Annotated in this window: 18 protein-coding genes; 10 read left to right on the forward strand and 8 right to left on the reverse strand. The window is 53.5% G+C overall.

Going from position 1 to position 17,155, the window contains the following annotated elements:
• Positions 1-103 precede the first annotated feature (103 nt).
• The gene (purH, locus tag HCX89_RS19810; RefSeq protein ID WP_117200043.1) at positions 104-1,693 is read right to left on the reverse strand and encodes a bifunctional phosphoribosylaminoimidazolecarboxamide formyltransferase/IMP cyclohydrolase; all 1,590 of its coding nucleotides are present in this window, start codon (positions 1,691-1,693) and stop codon (positions 104-106) included.
• 275 nt (positions 1,694-1,968) lie between these two features.
• On the opposite strand from purH, the gene zntR reads away from it, so the two are divergent.
• Both zntR and HCX89_RS19820 read left to right on the forward strand, forming a co-directional pair.
• The gene (gene zntR, locus HCX89_RS19815) at positions 1,969-2,460 is read left to right on the forward strand and encodes a Zn(2+)-responsive transcriptional regulator (RefSeq protein WP_039035242.1); all 492 of its coding nucleotides are present in this window, start codon (positions 1,969-1,971) and stop codon (positions 2,458-2,460) included.
• Complete coding sequence (locus tag HCX89_RS19820; RefSeq protein ID WP_167717149.1) at positions 2,454-3,788, forward strand: SO_0444 family Cu/Zn efflux transporter; 1,335 nt, start codon at positions 2,454-2,456, stop codon at positions 3,786-3,788. The genes zntR and HCX89_RS19820 overlap by 7 nt, the downstream gene beginning before the upstream one ends.
• Before the next feature lie 83 nt (positions 3,789-3,871).
• Here the strand turns inward: HCX89_RS19820 and HCX89_RS23030 are convergent, their stop codons facing one another.
• A complete protein-coding gene (locus HCX89_RS23030; protein WP_096141150.1) occupies positions 3,872-4,003 on the reverse strand; it encodes a hypothetical protein in 132 nt (43 codons plus the stop codon).
• A gap of 427 nt (positions 4,004-4,430) precedes the next feature.
• Entirely contained in the window at positions 4,431-5,318 is an 888-nt protein-coding gene (locus HCX89_RS19825; RefSeq protein WP_223828868.1) for a DMT family transporter, read from the reverse strand.
• A gap of 137 nt (positions 5,319-5,455) precedes the next feature.
• Here HCX89_RS19825 and HCX89_RS19830 point away from each other — a divergent pair, with 137 nt between their 5' ends.
• Positions 5,456-6,259 carry a helix-turn-helix transcriptional regulator gene (locus HCX89_RS19830; RefSeq protein ID WP_167717151.1) on the forward strand — a complete coding sequence of 268 codons (804 nt, stop codon included), beginning with the start codon at positions 5,456-5,458 and terminating at the stop codon, positions 6,257-6,259.
• A gap of 360 nt (positions 6,260-6,619) precedes the next feature.
• Here the strand turns inward: HCX89_RS19830 and HCX89_RS19835 are convergent, their stop codons facing one another.
• Complete coding sequence (locus tag HCX89_RS19835) at positions 6,620-6,997, reverse strand: GreA/GreB family elongation factor (protein ID WP_028781376.1); 378 nt, start codon at positions 6,995-6,997, stop codon at positions 6,620-6,622.
• Between the two features lie 243 nt (positions 6,998-7,240).
• On the reverse strand, positions 7,241-8,215 hold the full coding sequence (locus HCX89_RS19840; RefSeq protein ID WP_167717153.1) for a LysR family transcriptional regulator: 975 nt from the start codon (positions 8,213-8,215) through the stop codon (positions 7,241-7,243).
• A 100-nt stretch (positions 8,216-8,315) separates the two neighbouring features.
• Between HCX89_RS19840 and HCX89_RS19845 the strand changes: the two genes are divergently transcribed.
• The 4 genes from HCX89_RS19845 to HCX89_RS19860 all read left to right on the forward strand — a co-directional run bounded on the left by HCX89_RS19845 (position 8,316) and on the right by HCX89_RS19860 (position 11,855).
• The gene (locus tag HCX89_RS19845; protein WP_144131722.1) at positions 8,316-9,365 is read left to right on the forward strand and encodes an HlyD family secretion protein; all 1,050 of its coding nucleotides are present in this window, start codon (positions 8,316-8,318) and stop codon (positions 9,363-9,365) included.
• A 13-nt stretch (positions 9,366-9,378) separates the two neighbouring features.
• Positions 9,379-10,959, forward strand: a complete 1,581-nt coding sequence (locus HCX89_RS19850; protein WP_145839101.1) for a DHA2 family efflux MFS transporter permease subunit — start codon at positions 9,379-9,381, stop codon at positions 10,957-10,959.
• A gap of 110 nt (positions 10,960-11,069) precedes the next feature.
• Entirely contained in the window at positions 11,070-11,537 is a 468-nt protein-coding gene (locus HCX89_RS19855) for a GNAT family N-acetyltransferase (RefSeq protein WP_071238640.1), read from the forward strand.
• Positions 11,538-11,855 (forward strand): putative quinol monooxygenase, encoded by a 318-nt coding sequence (locus tag HCX89_RS19860; protein ID WP_025011549.1) that lies wholly within the window; start codon positions 11,538-11,540, stop codon positions 11,853-11,855.
• A 58-nt stretch (positions 11,856-11,913) separates the two neighbouring features.
• On the opposite strand, the gene HCX89_RS19865 is transcribed toward HCX89_RS19860, so the two are convergent.
• Positions 11,914-12,165, reverse strand: a complete 252-nt coding sequence (locus tag HCX89_RS19865; RefSeq protein ID WP_167717155.1) for a hypothetical protein — start codon at positions 12,163-12,165, stop codon at positions 11,914-11,916.
• Positions 12,166-12,371: 206 nt separating this feature from the next.
• Between HCX89_RS19865 and HCX89_RS19870 the strand changes: the two genes are divergently transcribed.
• The gene (locus HCX89_RS19870) at positions 12,372-13,250 is read left to right on the forward strand and encodes a radical SAM protein (RefSeq protein ID WP_167717157.1); all 879 of its coding nucleotides are present in this window, start codon (positions 12,372-12,374) and stop codon (positions 13,248-13,250) included.
• Here the strand turns inward: HCX89_RS19870 and HCX89_RS19875 are convergent, their stop codons facing one another.
• Positions 13,251-14,096 carry a mechanosensitive ion channel family protein gene (locus HCX89_RS19875; RefSeq protein ID WP_025011552.1) on the reverse strand — a complete coding sequence of 282 codons (846 nt, stop codon included), beginning with the start codon at positions 14,094-14,096 and terminating at the stop codon, positions 13,251-13,253.
• Positions 14,097-14,219: 123 nt separating this feature from the next.
• Between HCX89_RS19875 and HCX89_RS19880 the strand changes: the two genes are divergently transcribed.
• On the forward strand, positions 14,220-14,711 hold the full coding sequence (locus tag HCX89_RS19880; RefSeq protein ID WP_037437423.1) for a hypothetical protein: 492 nt from the start codon (positions 14,220-14,222) through the stop codon (positions 14,709-14,711).
• A gap of 19 nt (positions 14,712-14,730) precedes the next feature.
• On the opposite strand, the gene ygiD is transcribed toward HCX89_RS19880, so the two are convergent.
• Positions 14,731-15,510 carry a 4,5-DOPA dioxygenase extradiol gene (gene ygiD, locus HCX89_RS19885; protein WP_109247131.1) on the reverse strand — a complete coding sequence of 260 codons (780 nt, stop codon included), beginning with the start codon at positions 15,508-15,510 and terminating at the stop codon, positions 14,731-14,733.
• A gap of 420 nt (positions 15,511-15,930) precedes the next feature.
• On the opposite strand from ygiD, the gene HCX89_RS19890 reads away from it, so the two are divergent.
• Positions 15,931-17,106, forward strand: a complete 1,176-nt coding sequence (locus HCX89_RS19890; protein ID WP_071238643.1) for a type III PLP-dependent enzyme — start codon at positions 15,931-15,933, stop codon at positions 17,104-17,106.
• Positions 17,107-17,155 lie beyond the last annotated feature (49 nt).

The raw sequence follows: 17,155 nt of genomic DNA on the forward strand, positions 1-17,155 counted from the left end.
GGCAGGTTCAGGCCGGGCAGGGCTTTGTTACGGCGAATCGCCGGAGGTTATTCCGGCGATAAGTTCATTGCATCAGTGCAGGCCGGTTCGGGCCTGCTGACTATCAGTGACGGAAGTGGCGCATATTGGTAAATACCATGGCCATTCCATGCTCGTCTGCAGCGGCAATCACCTCTTCATCGCGGATTGAGCCACCGGGTTGAATGATGCAGCTGATACCGGCAGCAGCAGCGGCATCGATACCGTCACGGAAGGGGAAGAAGGCATCGGATGCCATCACTGAACCTTCCACGACCAAGCCTTCATCGGCGGCCTTGATACCGGCGATTTTGGCGCTGTAGACCCTGCTCATTTGACCTGCGCCCACCCCTATGGTCATGCCGTCTTTGGCATAAACAATGGCGTTGGACTTAACGAACTTGGCGACCTTCCAACAGAACAGCAGATCTTTGATTTCTTCGGCAGTAGGTTGACGCTTGCTGACCACCTTGAGGTCGGCCTCGCTCACCATGCCTTGATCTCTGTCCTGGATCAGCAGACCACCGTTGACCCGCTTGTAATCCAGGCCCTTGGTGCGGCCTTGCCACTGACCGCATTCAAGCAGACGGACATTGGCTTTCTTGGCAACCAGCTCGCGGGCTTGCTCGCTGACCTTAGGAGCGATGATCACTTCAACAAACTGACGCTCGACAATGGCCGCCGCAGTGGCGCCGTCCAGCTCACGGTTGAAGGCGATGATGCCGCCGAAGGCCGAGGTAGGGTCTGTCTTGAAGGCGCGGTTGTAGGCGTCCAGCAGATCGCTGCCCAGGGCGACACCACAGGGGTTGGCGTGCTTGACGATAACGCAGGCGGGTTGCTCAAATTCCTTGACGCATTCCAGCGCGGCGTCGGTGTCGGCGATATTGTTGTAAGACAGCGCCTTACCTTGCAGCTGCACGGCAGTGGCGACCGAGGCTTCGTCTGTGTTGAGGTCAACATAGAAGGCGGCACTCTGGTGGCTGTTCTCGCCGTAACGCAGATCTTGTTTCTTCAGCAACTGAGTGTTGAAGGTGCGCGGGAACTTGGAATCCTGATGACACTCGTCCTTGCTGTGGGCCGGAACCTGGGTGCCGAAGTAGTTTGCTATCATGCCATCGTAGGCGGCCGTATGTTCAAAGGCGGCAATGGCCAGATCAAAACGGGTTGCCAGAGTAGTTGAACCCTGGTGTGCCGCCATTTCTGCCAGTACGCGTTGATAGTCAGAGGCGTTGACCACTATGGTGACGTCTTTATGGTTCTTGGCCGCGGCGCGCACCATGGTCGGGCCGCCGATATCGATATTCTCTATGGCGTCTTCCAGGGTACAACCCGGCTTGGCAACGGTTTCGGCGAAGGGGTAGAGGTTAACGGCCACCAGGTCAATCGGGCCTATGCCATTGGCTTCCATGACGGCTTCGTCCTGGCCACGACGGGCGAGAATACCGCCATGCACTTTGGGATGCAGTGTCTTGACCCGGCCATCCATGATCTCTGGGTGACCTGTGTAGTCTGAAACTTCAATGACAGGTACAGCGTTATCCGCCAGCAAGCGGGCGGTGCCTCCGGTGGACAGCAGTTCAACGCCCTGGGCATGCAGCGCTTTGGCGAACTCCAGGATTCCGGTCTTATCAGATACGCTCAAGAGCGCGCGACGTATGGGTCTGGCATTATTCATTTGGGTACAGTATTCCACTTTTTTATATTCAAGGATCTTTCGGAAAACCAGGCAGTGCGATTTGCATTGTTTTCCAAAAGTCCCTCGAATGGTCCGGGAACCCTCAAGGCGCGCCGTATTTTAACGTAAAACGATTTGCCGCGGTGTTTTTTCTACGCGTTTCACAATATTGCTCTGCGAACAAGCCAAAACCCCGAAGCGGGATAAAAAACACTTGACCTTGGATTAAGCTCTAAGCTTTATACTTGAATAGGAATTATTAGCAGGAACTGCATATGTACAGGATAGGTGAACTGGCCAAGCGCTTTGATATCAAGGCCGATACCCTGAGGTTTTACGAGAAACACGGCCTGCTGGCACCCTCTATGCGCACCGACTCCGGTTACCGGGTCTACAGCGACAGGGATGCCGAGCGGCTGAAGTTTATTCTCAGGGCCAAGGCGGTGGGTTTTACCCTGGGGGAGATAGCCGAGCTTTTGTCCATTGAACTGGATAAGTCCAACCGTGCCTGCAGCGATGTCAAAGGCATGGTGGACGACAAGTTGGATAAGGTGCAACAGAAAATTGCCGAGCTTAATCAGTTCCGCCAGTCTTTGCAGTTACTGTCGGATACTTGCTGTGGCGGCCCGGAAAGTGCCGAGCATTGTTCGATTCTGGAGGCGTTGGAGTCTTGTGACGATGAGCTGTCCCCCAGAGTCGAAACCGGCAAGGGTCACAATCACAGTCATGCCAATAGCCGTGCAAGTAGGGGCGCAAAATCATGTTGATGGATAATTTTATTGAGCTGTTTCTCGAGTCAGCCCCCTGGCTGCTATTGGGGCTGGTGCTGGCGGGGCTGCTGAAGGTTTTTGTTCCCATGAGCTGGATGCAAAAGCAATTGGGGGGCCATGGCCTCAAGACCACTGTCAAGGCGGCCCTGCTGGGCGCGCCTTTGCCGCTGTGTTCCTGCGGCGTTATCCCGGCCGCTGTTGGCCTGAGACGCAGCGGCGCCTCCAAGGCGGCTACCACCTCTTTTCTGGTATCGACCCCGGAAACCGGCGTCGATTCGGTCACTGTCTCCTATGTTCTGCTCGGCCCCTTTATGGCGATTGTCAGGCCCATTGCCGCGGTGTGCAGTGCCATAGTGGCAGGTTTGCTGGTTGGTCGCGATGATGAGCCGGCTTTGCCCTCTGAGGCAGTGAAGAAGAGCGATCCGGAAGGGGCTCAAGTCAAAACTGCGGCTCAGTTCAAGCCGGTAGGCGCCGCCAACTACAGTCCTCTCAAGGCCGCACCGACACAAGTTCAGAGTTCCTGCTGTGCCCCGGCCAAGGTGCAAGAGGCAGACTGCTGCAGTACGGCTAAGATCAGTACCGCTAAGGCCAGCACCGCCGGCAGCTCTTGTTGTTCTTCGGTCAAGGAAGAAGCCACTCAGTCCTGCTGCTCTCAACCCAAGGTAGAGGCGGCTTCATGTTGTTCATCATCGCAATCGGCCTCGAACTGCTGCGACAGTGACGATATGGCAGCTGAACTCAAGTCGAAGTCTGTCTTGCATAGAGTGCTGGCCGGTCTCAAGTATGCCGCCACGGATCTGGTGCGTGACACCGCCATCTGGTTGCTGGTGGGGTTATTCTTTGCCGCGCTGGTACAGACCTATGTGCCGGGAGACTTCCTGGCCCAATGGGGCGGCGGTATTCTGGCCATGTTGGTGATGGTTCTCATCTCCATCCCCATGTATATCTGTGCCACTGCTTCGACGCCGATAGCGGCAGGTTTGCTGCTGGCCGGGGTTTCCCCGGGCGCCGTGTTGGTGTTTATGCTGGCGGGACCAGCTACCAACATAGCCACCCTAGGCGTAGTCGCCAAAGAGATGGGTAAACGGGCGCTTTACGGCTATCTTGGCGGGGTACTCGGGGTGGCGCTGCTGGCCGGAATGCTGGTGAACCTGCTGGTGGCGAACTTTGGTTTTGAAGTGATGCCGCAGATAGGGGAAGAGCACCAGTTACTGCCACAGGCTGTGGTCAACTGGTCGGGGATTATTCTGGCGCTGCTGATGGCCAAGGTGATTTACGACAAGATCCCCAGGCGTTGGCTGCGGCGGGATTGCTGCTCCGGCTGACACTCCACTGCACAAGGGAAAGGCGCTCGATTGAGCGCCTTTCGTTTTATCTATTGCCAAACTGGGGCTGTGAAGGGAGAGGGTCATTTGCCTTGTTTGATATTCTCCACAGGATTGAGTTTGGCCTGCTTCTTGGCCATTTTGGCGGCCCGCTTCTCCTTGGCAGAGTGCATGGGTTTCTTCTTTTGCTCTTTGCTGTTTCTGTGCTCTTTCATGGTGTTGATTCCATTGATAGCGAAAGCCTGGCTGGGGTTATCTCCCCGCTTCCTGCAATTTAAGATCCACTTACAGCTGGCATACCGGTCAGTCAGACACCGGCGTGATTCAACCAGTTGGTCGGCCTGGGCCGACCCGGATATTTTACGCCTGTTGCCGAAATACTGCTGTCGGCTTCAATAGAATATTTGAGAATAAGTTTTTGTTTTTGAGATGGTATTTGACTAAGGAGCGCGAACAAGTTTTATCTGTGCTCTGCGTCGGCTTGCGTGCCTATATGCAAGGCGTGTTTCGCAGCCAATAGCCCTGGTCCTTTGCGGGAATTTCCTAAGAGTATTTCACTACAAAGTGGCCAGGGCCGTGCGAAAGATTGTGTGAGAGAGTGAGTGAAAGCCTGGGCGAATCAGTCGCTGCCACAACCCTTCTTTAAAGTGCTTCCGCCTTGAGCATGGCTCTTGGGCGTCTGGCACGATACTGCACCAGGCTGACCCCGGTCAGCACCAAGGCACCGCCGACATAGTGAGGGACTCCCAACTGCTCACCCAGTAACGTGGATGCCAGCACGGCGGTGAAGATTGGCATCAGGTTCATAAAGATGGCGGTTCTCTCTGTGCCCAGCAGGGCAATCGCCTTGATCCAGGCCCAGGGCGCCAGAATCGAGGCACAGATAGCGGCATAGGCTATCAAGGGCAGTGAAGCCTGGGTGATGCTGATACTGCTGGCAAAGAGCAGCAGAGGCGACAGCATGAACACGGCGAACAGTATCTGCATATACAGCAGGTCCCAGGTCGGCAGTTGCAGCGACCAGCGTTTTAATAGCACGCCGTAGAGGGCGTAGACCACGGCGGCCAGCAGTAACAAGAGATCGCCGGGTACCACTGAGGTAGACAGCCTGGCCAAGTCGCCTTGGCTGAGCATAAACAGTAAACCGCTGAAAGAGATAAAGGCGCCCAGCAGTGCCAATTTGGAGAGCCTCACTCCGAGCAAAGGCACCGCCAGTAACAGGCTGAGAACCGGCACCAGAGAGGTGATCAGCGCCATATTGGTGGCGCTGGTGGTCGCGGCGGCAAAATACGCCAGGCTTTGGTTCAGCACCATTCCCAGGCTTGCCAGCACGGCGAGTTTGCCAATATGGGGACGGATCATGGCGCGGCGGCGCCAAACCCCGGGGAGCAGCACTGGGGTCAAGAGCAAAAGTGCAAAAGCCCAACGGTAGAAAGAGATGGCTTCCGGCGCTATGACACCGGCGGAGAGTTTATTGACCAGACTATTGCCGGCCCAGATGGCTACGGCCAACAAGGGAAACAGATACAAAACAGGGCTCCTCAGAACTACGAGCAAGGCTCAACAGACAAACCTGGGTTGGATAATACGGGGCAGATTATTCCACGTCTTATGTGATATACATATCTGTTATCAGACAAAGTCAACCCGCCTTCGGACATTTGCATATGGCCAATATCTATCACCCACCTGAGCAGCATCCCGGTGACGGCTCGCAGGTATTCTTCTACTACCAGCAATTTTCACCCGATACGCTGACGCCTATGCACAGTCATGTCTGGGGGCAACTGCAACTGAGCCGCGGCGGTTTGATGGAGCTGGTGGCTCAAGGACGGCGCTTTATGTCGTTGTCGCAGTGCGGTATCTGGATCCCGGCCGGAGTAAAGCATGAGAGCTACATGCGCCGCTGCGTGCAGTACAGTTCAATGAATGTGCCACTGGAACTGGCTGCCAGGCTGCCCAAGCATATCTGCCTGCTGGAGTTGAGCCCGATAGCGGAAGCTATTTTGATGGACTTGAACTCAAGAGGCGTCGAGCTGGCACATACACCTGAGGATCAAAGACTGCTAAAGGTGCTGTTGGATCAGCTGAGTCAGGCCAGGGAAGTACAACCCTTTTTACCGGTAACCGACCATCCCATGTTGCAGGCCATAGCTGCCGAGCTGGAAGCCGAGCCTGAGGGCGGGCGCAGTTTTGCCGCCTGGGCCAATACCTTAGGTACCACAGAACGCACTTTGGCGCGCTTGTGCCAGGCAAGGCTTGGAATGAACTATACCGAGTGGCGGCAACGCTATCGCTTTATCCACAGTTTGCAGCTGCTGCGACAAGCGATTTCAGTGAAGGAGGTGGCACTGACGCTGGGTTACCACCAGACTTCGCCCTTTATCAGCCTGTTTCGCAAGTACGCAGGTTGTACACCGCAGGCCTACAGGCAACAGCTGGCCCAAGGAAGTGCGCTTGTCTTGCCTTGAAAAAAGGGGCGCCCTAAGGCGCCCAAAAGGTGGCTCGAAACTAAGTAAGCTATCGGAGTAGTTTGGGATTACTCCTGAACTGCGCGTTTTTCGCGTTTTTCCCGTCGTTTTTCTTTCAGGGATTTAGTCGGTTTTTTCTTTGCTTTTTCTTTACTCATGAGCGTATCTCCTCTTCAATGACCTCTCTCTACGCCGCCGCTTTGCCAGAGAGAGGGCTGTTTCCCCTTCGACCGACCGGGAAAGAGGCGGTGGCCGTCGAGGATTAAGCCAAACCCCGGATCATCCTGTCCGGGCCATTCACGGCTGAGTTAAACACTTCAAGGCACTGTCTCCTCTTTTTAAGCGTCAATAAGCATGCAATCAGGCCGGCAGGCAGGGCCTTGGCTGGTTCAGGGACAGGATCTGAAACAGCACAGGGCCACCCGGTACATCCACTTCAATCAGATCATCCAGCGTACATCCGAGCAGGGCCTCACCCAGATCGGACAATACAGAGTAGCGGCCGGAGTCGGGATCATGTTGTTGTGGATAAACCAACTCCACCTCCAGAAACTCGCCGGTTTTCAGGTTTTGCAGACGCGCCTTGGTTCCCGGGTGCACCACACCGCCGCCGGGACAGGGCTGTGCCAGCCTGGCGATCACCGATGCCAGGGTCAGTGGCCTCAACGACACATTGAACGAGTTTTGCAGATAGAGCTGCGATGTTTTGAATGAAAATAGATCTGCCAGTGCAGACAAAGATTTATACACCACCACAACCTCACAGGCTGAAACGGAAAATGAATAGAAAACTTTGCTACTGCCGGATGCGTGGCCGCACCCGGCTTACACTGGAAATGTCAGTGAAGTGCTCTTGAGAGGTAAAGTGTGACTGTACATAATGAGACTCCGCAACATCAATGCAAGTGCAAGCACTTAAAAATAAGGGAAAAAATCTAACTGGCCCTCACCATAGCCCAAGGAGATTGGAAAAGCAAACCCTCATTGGTCACAGCAGATATTGGTCGGGGTCATCTGGGCCAAATTCTCCGGGGGAATGACATAGGGAGGGATGTCCAGTACCAGACTGCCCCAGCGCTGAAATAGCGCCTCATAAAAGTATTCAACAAAGGTGCGGCACTTTCTCGGTAGATAGGCACGCTTGGGGTAGATGAGATTGATGGTGACATGTTCCATGGGAAAATCCTGCAGTATCGGCAACAAGTCACCCCGTTGCAGCGCATCATGGGCGATCATCATAGGTAGGCTGGCGATCCCAAGGCCATCTATAGCAGCTTCTCTGGCCAGGGTGATATTGTTGACCTGCAAGCGACAGTCGGGGATTATCTCCTGCCATTGCTTGCCATCAAAAATCCGCCAATTGCCATCTATGTAGGGCGATGCCAGGCGTATTCCTCTGTGGTTAAGCAGTTCATCGGGTGTCGTTGGCGTGCCAAACCTCTCTAGATATTCCGGGCTGGCCATCAACACCTTGTGGGCATGTACCAGGCGAAAGTGTTCCAGTCTCGGGTCATCCAAGCCCTGGACATGAAACATCACATCGACACCTTCTTCGACCATATCCACCTTGCGGTTGGTCAGCTCGGCTTCTATCTGCATTTGCGGATAGTCTTCCAGAAACCTGGCAATTACAGGGCCGAGTGCCTGTTGGCCAAACTCTATCGGGCAAACGATACGCAAATTACCACGGATTGTCTGTTGGCTGGCGCTGAGTTGATCTTCGGCGCTGCGTAAATCTGTGAGTATTTTATTGACTTTGTTGAAGTAAATTGAACCTGCCTCAGTCAGTTTCAGGCTACGTGTGGTGCGCAACAACAGCTGTACCCCTGTGCTGTGCTCCAACTCGGCTATCTTACGGCTGACGGTCGCTTTGGTGATGCCCATCGCCTTGGCTGCGGCAGTAAAGCTTCCTTTATCAACAACTTGCGCAAAAATCTGTATCCGATTGAGATCCATATTATTGTTACACCTGTGAAACAGTGGGTTGAGTGTATGGCATCTAATAAATCTGCTGAGACAGTTGTAAAATACCACTCCAAAATTCAGGAGTCTAATTATGTTGAAGCCCAAGATGCTGGTTGGGGGATCTGTGCTGCTGGTGGCCATCTTGGGCGGCGGTTGGTACTGGTATCAGCAACTCAGATTTATCGAAACCACAGACAACGCTTATGTTGAAACCGACATTTCTCACCTGAGTGTAAAGGTGCCGGGTTATGTGGTTAAAACCGATATTACAGACAACCAGCACGTAGAAGCAGGGCAGTTGTTGGCACAACTGGAAGACAGTCAGTATCAGGCCAAGTTGTCGCAGGAGCAGGCGGCACTGGACAGTGCCAAAGCAGAATTGACCACTTTGGCTGCCAAGGTCGATCTGCAACAGGCATTGATCACTCAGGCCAAGGCTGGAGTGGTCGCCGCCGAGTCAGATTTGCATCGTGCCCGTCAGCAATTGGAGCGCTCCGAAAAACTCAGACAGAAAAATTACAGTTCCCAGGATGATGTGGATCAACTGACGGCCGCTGCCGATTCTGCCGCGGCTCGTCTGGATGAAGCCAAAGCCGCACTCAATGCCAAAGAGCGGGAACTGGCAGTATTTAATGCCCAATTAACCCAGGCCGAGGCCAAGAGTCAGGAAGCGGGTGCCAGTTTGGAACTGGCTAAAATTCAACTGGCAGATACTCAGGTGCGGGCTCCATTTTCTGGAGTTGTGGGCAAACGCGGCGCCATGGTGGGGCAATACGTCCAGCCGGGGCAGTCGCTGTTCAGTTTGGTGCCGGATGGGGCCGTATGGATCACGGCGAACTTCAAAGAGACCCAGATCCAGCATATGCAGCCCGGTCAGCCGGTGCAGGTAAAGCTCGATGCGTTTCCCGACAAAACCTTTACTGGTGTTATCGATAGCCTGTCACCGGCCTCCGGCGCCAAATTCAGTCTGTTACCGGCGGAAAATGCCACGGGTAACTTCACCAAGATAGTTCAGAGGATCCCGGTAAGGATCCGCCTGCAGTTGGCAGAAGAAGATGCCAGAGTGATGCCCGGACTCAGTGCCGTCGTCAGTGTTGATACCGAGACCGGTGGCCCCCTTGATGCCATCGCCCGCCGCTGAAGCTTGAACTCAGATGACTCAAGTTGCAATCACAGCAGCCACTGCCGCGTCGCAGGATGACAGCTATGGACCCGGCTCACGCCGCGCCTGGATAGCCGTATTCGGCGGCCTGATTGGCGCCTTTATGGCGATTCTGGATATTCAGATCACCAATGCGTCGATGAAGGAGATCCAGGGTAGTCTGGGGGCCACGTTGGAAGAGGGATCCTGGATCTCGACTGCCTATCTGGTGGCCGAGATGATAGCCATTCCCCTGTCCGGCTGGTTGAGCACAGGTCTGTCGGTGCGGCGCTATCTGCTTTGGAACGCGCTGGCCTTTATTGTGGCTTCGCTGCTCTGTTCATTTGCCTGGAATTTGGAGGCGATGATCGCCTTTCGGGCACTGCAGGGTTTCTTTGGTGGCGCCCTTATTCCCCTGGCGTTTCGCTTGATTCTCGAATGCTTGCCCACTGAAAAACGCGCCGTCGGTATGGCATTGTTTGGGGTAACGGCAACTTTTGCGCCTTCCATTGGCCCCACTCTGGGCGGCTGGTTGACCGAACACCTCAGCTGGCATTATCTGTTTTACATTAATCTTCCCCCTGGCTTGGTAGTGATGGCCATGTTGGCCTACGGTTTGGAGAAGAAGCCGATTCTCTGGGACAAACTCAGCAACGCCGACTATTCAGGAATAGTGACTATGGCGCTGGGGATGGGATGCCTGGAAGTGGTATTGGAGGAAGGTAATCGCAAGGATTGGTTTGGCTCGGATCTGATCCGTAATCTGGCCATCATAGCGGCAATCAATATCTGCCTGTTTATCTGGATCCAGCTGCGCAAGTCTGCACCTTTGGTGAATTTAAGGCTTCTTGGGCAGAGAGACTTTGCTATTTCTACCTTAGCCTATTTCCTATTGGGGGCGGCGCTGTTTGGTGCCATCTATATGATCCCGCTGTTTCTGTCGCAGCTACATGACTACAGTCCGTTGGAAATTGGTGAGGTCATCATGTGGATGGGATTTCCGCAGCTCCTGGTGTTGCCACTGGTGCCGAGACTAATGCAGAAAGTTGACGGCCGTTACCTGGCGGCGTTCGGTTTTGCCATGTTGGCGCTCAGCTATTACATGAACAGCCATATGACCATGGATTATGCCGGACCGCAAATGATAGCGTCGCAGGTGGTTAGAGCCTTGGGACAGCCCTTTATCATGGTGCCGATTGGGATCCTGGCGACAATGCATCTCAAGCCTGAGCAAACGCCATCTGCGTCGACCGTGCTCAATGTCGTGCGCAACCTGGGCGGCGCCTTTGGGATTGCGCTGGTGGCGACTCTGACAGACAACCTTTCCAGAATGCATCTGGCGCATATCAAGGAAACCGTGCCCGCCGTGAGTGCCGGAGCCTATGAGGCGCTCAACGCCAACGCGGCGCTGTTGCAGGCAGCCGGCTCAGATCCGGTCACGGCTTCGGCGCAAGCCAAGGCCTTATTGGCGCAGACCATGATCCAACAAGCCTATGTACAGGCCTACAACGATGTGTTTTTTATCATGGGCTGCCTGTTGGTTCTTGCCGTGGTGGCCGTACTGTCTATCCGTAAGGCGGCGCCTCAGGCGTAATCCGAAACATTTTCTTCATACCCTTTGGTCCGCCCCGTTGCGGGCATTTTTTTGCGCCGAATTTCAGACTGGTGTAGGCTGAGTTCCCGATAAATAACAGAGTACTATCCGTGCAGTGGCAATTATTACCCTTTGCTGAGTTAACCTTGGACACCCTCTATGAATTGATGAAACTCAGGGTGGATATCTTTGTGGTAGAGCAAAATTGTCCCTACCCAGAGTTGGATGAAAAAGACAGAGCGGCTGGGGCCATGCACCTGCTTGGCCGCAGCAGTTCCGGGGAGCTGTTGGCCTATGCCAGGCTGCTGCCTGCCGGGGTCAGTTATTCCCAGGTCAGTATCGGCCGGGTGGCCGTTGCGGCCAAGGCCCGAGGTGGTGGCCGTGCCAGACAGCTGATGCTGGAAGCGATTGGCGGCTGCCATAAGCTGTGGCCCGCTGAAGATATCAAGATTGGTGCGCAGGAGTATCTGCGGGCGTTTTATCAGAGTTTGGGGTTTGAAGTGGTTTCAGAAGTCTATCTGGAAGATGGCATTCCCCATCTGGATATGTTGTTGCACTCTCAAAAGAAGGACACTTGAATGTCGTTATATCGTATAAACCAGCGTCAAATCGTTTGTGTGGCCAGCTTTCTGGCCAAGCCGGGTAAGGAGCAGGCCTTGATTGAGGCTCTGGGAGCGCTGATCCCGGACACCCGCAAGGAGGATGGCTGCATTCGCTACGAACTGAATCAGAGTCGCGATGAGCCGCGCAGGATCACTTTCGTTGAGAAGTTTGTCGACATCGAATCTTTCGACCAGCACTGCGCCAAAGACGCCATCCAGCACTATTTCCATCAGCAGATGCCTGAGCTGGTAGAGTCCCATCATGTAGAGACTTATCAGGAAATCATCGTCTGATATTTCTGGTATGAGTTGAAAACAGCTGCAACTAAAAATGCCCCGTTAGGGGCATTTTTCAGGCTCGGAGACGAATGTCCGGCTGCAGGTCCAGCTCACCTGCCGAGGAGATGGTCGCCAGCTGCGCATGCTGGGCTATGATGGCCAACGGGCCACTGAGCAGGTTACGTACAAACAGCAAGCGATAACCATATCCCTGTAAGCGATAGAAGGCGAGTTGTTGCTCGGCAGTCATGGCATGCCAATGAATGCTATTGCTGACCTGCTCGGTATCCGGCTTTCGTCTGTCAGGTACTTGTGTGGCAATCATAGTGATTCTTACCCCAGGTTGGCACTCGCGGACTATAAGGCGCTGCAGTTGTTACGTATTCGGCTAATATAACAGGCTTGCACGGGGTAAAATATGACTTTGGGCAAAAAATATGCAAATTAGTGCTTCGGGGTTAGCCTCAAGGCTTAAGCCTGCCGCCTCCGGTAACAGGGGCAAAATCGATTGAGTCATAAACAAGGAGCAGCATGTTGTCATATATTGAACCTGTGTTTCGGCCGCCATCGGAGTGGAAATCTCTCATACTGCAGGTGACCAATGGTTGCAGCTGGAATCGCTGCGCCTTTTGCGACATGTATACCCAGGAGCATAAGCGTTTCAGGGCGTTCAAGTTGGAAAAGATGGAAGCAGACCTGCGCCGGGTAGCGGCTTCAGGCGCCGAGGTGAACCGGGTGTTTCTGGCCGATGGTGATGCCATGACGTTGCCGTTTGCCAGGCTGGAACAGATTTGTGAGCTTATTCATCACTACTTGCCCAATGTCAGTCGCATCAGTAGCTATTGTTTGCCGCGCAACCTAGACAACAAGAGTGTGGAGCAGCTACTGCGGTTGCGGCAACTCAAGTTGTCCTTGCTGTACGTCGGTTGCGAGAGTGGTGATGATCAGGTGCTGACCCGTATCGGCAAGGGTGAGAGTTACGCCTCCTCGCTGGCGGCGCTGGAGAAAATTCGTGCCGCCGGAATAAAGTCATCTGTGATGATACTCAATGGTCTGGGTGGCGTGGATTTATCGAAGCAACACGCACTTAATTCGGCGCGACTGATGAATGCGGCGCAGCCGGATTATCTCAGCACCCTGGTGGTGACTCTGCCACTTGGCAAGGAAAGAATGGATAGTGCGTTTGATGGCGACTTTCAAATGCCGGACCAAAGACAACTGTTGCAGGAGATGCGTTATTTGCTGCAGGAGTTGGAGTTAGAGCAGACCATTTTCCGCTCGGATCATGCTTCCAATTATTTGGTGTTGAAAGGCATACTTGGGCGGGACAAGGCCAGGTTGTTGGCGACGGTTGAGGAGGCGCTCGCAGGACGCTTCGCCCTGCGAGCCGAGTGGCAAAGAGGCTTGTGATCAGTCCTCTTGCCGCTCAGTGATCCTTATGTCCCGTGCCGGACAGGGGATCTGGATCCCTGCTTGTTGCAGACCTTGCCAAATTTGCAGATTTATTTGGTATTTGTCCTGGAAATAGCTGGCAGTGGGAACCCAATAGCGTACGCCGATATCTATGCCTGTGCTGTTGAAACCATTGATACCCACCTGTGATGGGGAGTTGGCATCGACACTGGGATGGCTGCCGAGCACAGCCTGAGCTATGGCTATCGCCTGCTGGGGATCGGCTTTATAGTCGATGTTGAAGTGGGTTTCTACCAATTTGTTGGCAAAGGAGTTGTGCAGTATCTCGCCGATAATGTGTTTGTTGGGAATACTGATCTGCTCGCCCTCCTCGTTGGTGAGTATGGTCAGCCCCAGGCGAATATCCTTGACCAAGCCTGTGACGCCTTTGACCGTGATGGTATTGCCCACGATAAAGGGACGGGTGACAATAATGGTCACCCCGGCGGCATAGTTGGACAGCATGCCCTGAATTGCCAAACCGGCGCCCAGTGACGCGGCACCTATGGCTGCCACCATGGGGGTGACGCTGATCCCCAGTTTGCCCAAGGCGATGATGGCAATCATTATGATGATCAGTATCCGCACCAAATGAGTGACAAAAGTGGCCAGAGTGACGTCGACATTGTGTTTTTCCAACTGGCGGCTGACTGTGTTGGCTACCTTGGCGGCCAGCCACAGTCCCAGCAGAAAGATGATCAGTGCACCCAAGAGTTGGAAGCTGTATTTCACCAAAAACTCGGTTATAAGATCATAGACATTTTGCAGCTGTGCCAACTCCAGCTCCAACCCGGTATTCTTCATTGCTTGGCTCCTTTCCTGAAATGCCGCAAGATATGGAAACAATATTCCTGAGTCATGTCACTCACTTGTATTCAATAACAGGGTATTCTGCCTCTTTGTTGTGGCAAATTAAAAGGGAACTATATGAGGTCTTTTGCAATACTGCTCTCTCTGTGTCTGACCATGCTGGCCAGCCCTATGATCCAGGCTTCCGAATATGCCGTGGGTGACACGCTGAAACCGATTTCACTGCAGGATCAACATGAAGCCGCCATGGTGTTGGACACTTCAGCCAAGTATCTATTGTTTGGCCGCAGCATGAAAGGTGGTGAGATCATCAAAACCGCACTCGAAGGCCGCGATAATCAGGCGTTGCAGCAGGCGGGTATCTTTTATCTGGCCGATATCAGCGGTATGCCATCCTTGATTGCCAAATTTGTTGCCATCCCACAGATGCGGGATCTGAGTTTCAGTATTGCCCTGGACAAAGAGGGTGAGATCAGCAAATTACTGCCCGCCGCCAAGGATGCCGCCAGCCTGATCTCTCTGGACCAGTTGACCATCACCAAACTGCAATACTTTGATGATGCCGAAGCCCTGAAGCAGGCTCTCAAAGACGCCGGGCTGCAAGACTGAGCCCTTCGCAGCTCGAGCTTCAGCCGAGCTGCAGACTCAACATACTGATAGCCCCCATCTCCAGGCTGTTGTTGAACAGCAGCCTGCGCTCTCCCGGGAAGGCGCTTCCCAACAAATAAAACAGTGGCTGCAGATGCTCATCTGTTGGATGACACAGCTCGGCCGTGCCGGTATCGACCAAAGTTTTGTAGTCCAGCAGCGCCTGATCTTCTTCAGCTATTAAACCCTCGGTAACCGCCTGGTTAAACCGGGATGCCCAAGGCAATGGTGGGCTGCCTGGTGCCAAGGCGCGCAGATTGTGGACCACATTGCCTGAACCTATGATCAGTACGCCTTGCTCGCGCCAGCGCCTTAACTCGCGTCCAACCTGGAACTGCTGCTGCGCTCTGAGGTTTTGATCCAGACTCAATTGAAATACCGGAATATCGGCCTCGGGATAAAGGTGAACCAAGGCCGACCAACTGCCATGATCCAACCCTTGCGAGTCGATACGAGTGACAGGAATGCTCAGACTGGCAGCAATTTGCTCCGCCAACTCCGGCGCGCCGGCGGCCGGGTACTGCATGGCAAAGAGCTCGGCGGGAAAACCGCCGAAATCATGTATGGTTTGCGGCCGACTTGCAGTGGAAATTGCGGTGCCCCGTGTCAGCCAATGGGCCGAAATTAACAATATCGCTCTGGGCCTGGGGAGTGTTTGTCCCAGCTCTTGCCACTGCTTTGTGGTGGTGTTGTTTTGCAAGGCGTTCATCGGGCTGCCATGGCCCAGAAACAGCGCCGGCATTATCTGTGTCGCGGACATAGAGTCTCCAAATCAGCGGTAGGATGCAGTATGCAGTTCCTGACATATCTGCATTCAGCTTACCCGGATGCTCGATTGAAAATAATCGCAAAATACTCGCCATACTCTTCCATTAAATCGAATATCCCGTGCTCTCTTGCTTGCCGCTATGCTTTAGGTAGTTCCAGTAGCCGTTTGCTTTGAAGCGCCTTCAAGCGAGCAGCAATCATGGTTTGTATTTGAGGGTGAAAGTAGTAATTGCATGATTCTTAATGCTTTTATTTTGTAGTCGCTGCGACTTGGATTTGTGGAATAAAAAATTGATTTTAATGTATAAAAATTCATTGCGTGAGCGGCGGAAATAGCGTTTACTGCGCTGGATTTTAACCCGCTTCGGCGAGGCTGTTCGCCGCACTTGAATGTCGAGGAGACACAGGGCCAATGAGCCAATTTCAATCTATTGATGTTGCTGATTACTATGACAATGAAACCTTTGAGCGTATCAAAGCTTTTGCCAGTGATAAGGTGACACCTTTTGTGGTGATAGATACCAAGATCATCGCGAAACAGTATGATGATATGGTGCAGAGCTTTCCCTTTGCCAGCGTTTATTATGCAGTGAAGGCCAACCCGGCACCTGAGATCCTCAGCTTGCTGCGAGATAAAGGGGCCAATTTTGACATAGCTTCCATCTATGAGCTGGATATGGTGATGGAGTTGGGTGTTTCCCCTGAGCGGATAAGCTATGGCAATACCATTAAAAAACGCAAGGATGTCAGAGCCTTCTACCAGCGTGGCGTGACTATGTTTGCCTCCGACTCAGAGGCCGATCTGCGGATGATTGCCGAAGAAGCCCCTGGGGCCAAGGTCTATGTGCGGATCCTTACCGAAGGTACAGAAACCGCCGATTGGCCGTTGTCGCGTAAGTTTGGCTGCCAGAATGAGATGGCCTATGAGCTTTTGGTGCTGGCAAAGGAGTTGGGGTTAAAGCCCTACGGCTTGTCGTTCCACGTGGGTTCACAGCAGCGGGACATAGGGGCTTGGGATGCGGCAATCGGTAAGGTTAAGGTGATCTTTGACAGGCTCAAAGAGGAACATGGCATAGTGCTGGAGATGATCAATATGGGCGGCGGCTTTCCGGCCAACTATATCGACAAGACCAATAGTCTCACCACTTACGCCGAGCAGATCATTCACTTCCTCAAAGAGGATTTTGGTGAGCAGTTGCCCAAGATAGTGCTGGAACCTGGGCGCTCCTTGATTGCCAATGCCGGTGTGCTGGTCTCTGAGGTGGTATTGATCAGCCGCAAGTCCAACACGGCACTGGAGCGCTGGGTATTTACCGATGTCGGTAAGTTTTCCGGGCTGATTGAGACTATGGACGAAGCGATTAAGTTTCCGATTTACACTGAGGCTCAAGGGGAGCTGCAACCTTGCGTTATTGCCGGGCCTACCTGTGATAGCGCCGATATCATGTATGAACAGTACAGTTACGGTTTGCCAGAGGATCTGGCTATAGGTGACAGGCTCTATTGGTTGACCACAGGCGCTTATACCACCACATATTCGGCGGTGTGCTTCAATGGTTTCCCACCCTTGCAAGACTACTATTTGTAATCTCGGCGAAGAGTGAGGTTTTTGCTGAGATTAATTTCAACAGGGCGCC

Source organism: Shewanella sp. Iso12 (assembly GCF_012030025.1).
GTDB classification, from domain to species: domain Bacteria; phylum Pseudomonadota; class Gammaproteobacteria; order Enterobacterales; family Shewanellaceae; genus Shewanella; species Shewanella algae.